The 4,055-nt window shown below is 45.2% G+C and carries 4 protein-coding genes; all 4 read right to left on the bottom strand.

Annotated features, from left to right (window positions below):
- Positions 1-147: 147 nt before the first annotated feature.
- The gene (locus ACRC32_RS13410; RefSeq protein WP_438554442.1) at positions 148-339 is read right to left on the bottom strand and encodes a hypothetical protein; all 192 of its coding nucleotides are present in this window, start codon (positions 337-339) and stop codon (positions 148-150) included.
- A gap of 5 nt (positions 340-344) precedes the next feature.
- Positions 345-1,688: an anti-CBASS protein Acb1 family protein gene (locus tag ACRC32_RS13405; RefSeq protein WP_438554441.1), complete on the bottom strand. Its 1,344-nt coding sequence runs from the start codon at positions 1,686-1,688 to the stop codon at positions 345-347.
- A gap of 183 nt (positions 1,689-1,871) precedes the next feature.
- Positions 1,872-3,443: a hypothetical protein gene (locus ACRC32_RS13400; protein ID WP_438554440.1), complete on the bottom strand. Its 1,572-nt coding sequence runs from the start codon at positions 3,441-3,443 to the stop codon at positions 1,872-1,874.
- On the bottom strand, positions 3,397-4,055 hold a 659-nt coding region (locus ACRC32_RS13395; RefSeq protein ID WP_438554439.1), incomplete at its 5' end, for a hypothetical protein. The genes ACRC32_RS13395 and ACRC32_RS13400, both read right to left, overlap by 47 nt.

Raw genomic sequence — 4,055 nt, 5'->3', positions numbered from 1 at the left:
TTGCTTCTAATACTCTTCACTTTACGTTCGCCACCAACGAACGGGCTATGCTTTTTGCACAGTTGATTGAGGTACTACCAACTACGGGAGTCATTCTACTAGGCAATGAAATTGTAATTACTTGGTAGGCATGACAGGATGGAAGAGTTACTGCTCTTCCATCCTAGTTATTTTATTATTAGAAACAGGTAGAGTTACTTGATTATCTTTAATTTCAGCCTGCGTCTTTTTTTCTTGGCACTCTTTGTAAAAATCTCGCGCCTCAGAGTCAGTATCAAAAGTAAATTGAATCCCTTCAGAGGTAACGTTAATATTATCTAATTTAGTTTTTCGCCGCATTAGTCTTACTCTACCTGCTTTTTATTGACATTATTTACCATTGTCATCCCTTCAGGGAAAGTTTGTAAAGCTTGCCTCTCCTCCTCCCTTGTTTTGAGGTCAATAGCTTTGCTGATATCAATTCCCTCGGCTATAGCTCTAGCCGCCTCTTCTGGCGTGACAATCATTTTCTCCACTAGAGTAGCAATCCTTTGAGCCTGCTTTAACTCAACGTCGGCTTTATCAACTTCATCCAACTCTAAAATCGAGAGAAATTCTAAACTCCAATCCGTAGGAACGCTCCCGTTCGCAGCGTGACAGTAATTAATCAATGTATTGAGAAGAGGGCGAATTACTGTAGATTGTTGATTGGCGACATACTGACTCCAACTCTCTTTCTGATAGCGTCCGCTTGTCTGTCCGTCTGGCGACTCTCCAAAAAGCATTGTGTGATTTAGATCGGTCGCTCCCGCAAAAATCTGTTTCAGATACTCTAAAATCTCCTTCACGCCCGTGTATTGTCGGGTAAGTACTTGATATCCCCCTGCGTTTTGTCCTCCCGTCCCCGCTTCTACTAGCATCACCTTCAGAACGCTACGGGCAAGCGCTAATCCTTGCATGTAGTTGGCAAAGTCTTTCTGCTTGGCTAGTAACTGGGCTAGTCCTGGGATCGCAAAGATATCGATGTTAAAGTCAGGCAAGGTTGATGCGATCGCATTGTTACCTACGTCGAAGTTTCTAAACTCTTTAATACATCGGTCAATTACCGAAGTTCCCAACTCGCTGTGGCTACGAGTGAGAAAATGACGCGATAACTTTTTCACCCCATAGAACAGCAGCAAACGGGAGACATGAACTAACTGACTGCCTTTGGTAGAAAATAATATCGGTTCGCCATAAGTCAGCGAGAAGGGATTTTCGTCAAATTGAGCCACTGATATCTCACCTGCCTCACCACCAATGAGAACGCTGTAACCTTCAACGGAGCGAATTTTTCTCATATTTACAGGCTTAGAGTAATCCAATTCGCCGTCATCAACCAACAGCAATACAACTGCCCAACCCACAAGACGAGCCATTTTCCATGCAGTACTAATGAAAGGCTTAATCTTGTCTAACTCGGACTGTATGTTCTTGGCTTCTTCATCATCCTCATACACGCACCACTTTTGAACCGCCGCGTCTGGCAGATTGTCAATGACATTGGCTAAGAAAGTATTTGTCTCGTATAACTCAAATAATTCTACTGGTGATAATCTTTGTCTACTACCAACGGAGAAGGATTCAAGCTTGTCTGTGTCAGCGCGTCCGAAGCCTAGCAGACTTGAGAAAAAAGCCCCAGCGTCAAGATGTTGTTCTGTGCTTGTCATAAAATCTCAAAAAAAATCCCCTAGCGTCCGATGACTAGGGGTGAAGGATGCAAAATGATGGAAGTATTTGCGGGGGAATGATCCTAGAGCAAAACTTCCAACGAATACGCTCTAGAACTTAATATATGAATACTTATAACTGGCTCTATATAGTTATAGTCGGTATTGTATTAAATGACAAGGTTACAGGCGATAAATATCCAACCAATCTGCTCCGCTCTCTGGTTCGTGAAATACGTAGGCTAAGGCATCAGCGTAATCGGGACTGTTTACACCCCGTTTCCTCATATCCTCCTTTGACTCAATCAAGATTTTTCCCGCCGCCGTCCACTTGCGTAATGGTTGACTGATTTGAGCGATCAGGTGGGGATGATTGGGAATAGAAATCAACTCCTCTTCTGGATAGTAGATGCCGTTATGCACGTAATCGTAAGTTTTGCGGAAGCGATCGCGCACTATCCCCCATAGTTCGGCGCGTTTGTTATGAAATTTCTGCTTGCTCGTCTTCTGCTCTGTTTCCCAGTAGATATCGCTTGGACTAGACGCACCTCGCAGCGGCGTAAAGGTAAAGTGCAAATCTGTCATGTTAGACAGCGGACCTGTTATTGCCTCACCGCTGCCGTCAGCGTCAAAGTTGAGATGAGGACAGCCACGGGTTTCTAATATTTCCTTAGTTTTATATGTCGTCTGCGTCCCGTCTAATCCCTGCCAGTCGTGAATATCTAATATTTTCGGTCCCCGCCTGATAATTAGTACGGTTTTGTTTTTACCGCTAGTCGCCACGTCTAATCCTGCTGATTCTTTCCCAACAGGAGCGACAACTAGATTAATTGCAGCGCGTACCCATTCTCCAGGGATATAAATGCCCTCAATTGATGCCGAGTAGTCGAGATCGATTTCCTGGGCGATGATTACAGGGTCAAACTTACGCTTCTGCGCTTCGTACCACTCCTGGCTTTTACGCGGGTCGTCTTGCCACTTGATAGTAAAAACTTGGTAATCGTCGCTGAATCGCTTCTGGTAGAACAAGTTACCAATACCTTGAGGGGTGCTGGTGTAGAAAATACAATCTGAGTTGCTAGAAATAGCAGCGTCAACCGATGCTGCATGTTCGACAAATGCGAATTCATCCACGTCATAGACAGTACTGCGTCCGCCTCTACCCATATTTGAGCCACCTTGACCTGTAATGGTTGAATCGCGGTCGGGGTTGACCAAGCGCATGTAATTATCATGCTTGTTCCAGTTAAAGCTCTGTGGTAGCATCCAAGTTGGCAACCAGCGCAATGTCATTCGCATCTTTTCAAAAATACAATCGGGATCGCCACGCTTGTCTACTAAGTTTTCTACCCTGCTACCAAACGTCCCCTTATACCCATCTTCAAACAGCCAGCAGTGTAAGTGATGGAATAAGTTCATGTAAGTCACGCCAGCATCCCGCGACTTTTCAATCACGCCGTTTTCTTTATTTACCCTGCGATCGCACCTCCAGTCTAAATATTCTCTCTGCTTGGGGAACAGACGAACGGGTATCATCGCTGGTTTTTGACGCGGGTCATACGTCCATAGGAAGTTTTCCACCCAGTAGTTCAGATCGCGCTGACATTGCACATACGCGATTCCCTGTAACTCAACATCGTGCTTGAGTGCAAGCAAATTAGCGTAACGCCTAGCAGATTCAATTTTGTATCCTTCAGGACTCCAGAAATTAATTAAGGGTGTCCCTGATTCTGGCTTGTAGCTGGTTGGGGTCAAGCTCTCTTGCTCTTTCAATTGCTTCAAGTAACCCTATTTGTACGTTAACTTTGCCCTCGACGCTGACTTCTGCTCTCACAGTTGGATCGGATAGCCCCATTGCCTTGCGCTCGATGTCGGTAGCACGGGATGCGATCGCAGCAAGTCTTTGCATTATCAAAGCTATTTCTAACGGGTTGAGTGAACTAAAATCCATTTGCTCGATCGCGCGAGACTGCCTCAATTGATTTTGAATTGCGGCATAACTAGCCTGCAAGCTCTTGGCTAGTTGAATGTGACGGGCGATCGCACCTGCCGCATCCACTAACTGCTCGGTCTGCTGCACGACTGCTTGAGCTGTCGGTGTAGTCGCAACTTGTGTTGCAACATTGTAGCGAAATGCTTGTCTAGATTCATCCCACTTGCCCTCGCTATCGCAGGAAGCGGCGCGTCGAATTGATTGATAGGGTGGGTCAGTTTCAAGCCCTGTGGACTCTTTAGACAACTCGTATAAGCTCATCTCACCGCTGACGTATGCGGCGCGAATCGTTTTCCAGTTGTAGCGTGACTTGCCTGCCATAATGATTATTTTAGCTTTATTGTTATTTAATACAATCCAAACTATACTATTGT

Origin of the sequence: Chroococcidiopsis sp. (genome assembly GCF_051657925.1) — a bacterium.
In the GTDB taxonomy this organism is placed as follows: domain Bacteria; phylum Cyanobacteriota; class Cyanobacteriia; order Cyanobacteriales; family Chroococcidiopsidaceae; genus Chroococcidiopsis.
Note: the sequence above shows the minus strand (reverse complement) of the source record. Positions and strands in the feature narration are given on the sequence as shown.

Excerpts from the sequence above, each read along its gene's own strand:
- ACRC32_RS13410 (WP_438554442.1), bottom strand. The coding sequence starts at position 339 with ATGCGGCGAAAAACTAAATTAGATAATATTAACGTTACCTCTGAAGGG.
- ACRC32_RS13405 (WP_438554441.1), bottom strand. The coding sequence starts at position 1,688 with ATGACAAGCACAGAACAACATCTTGACGCTGGGGCTTTTTTCTCAAGT.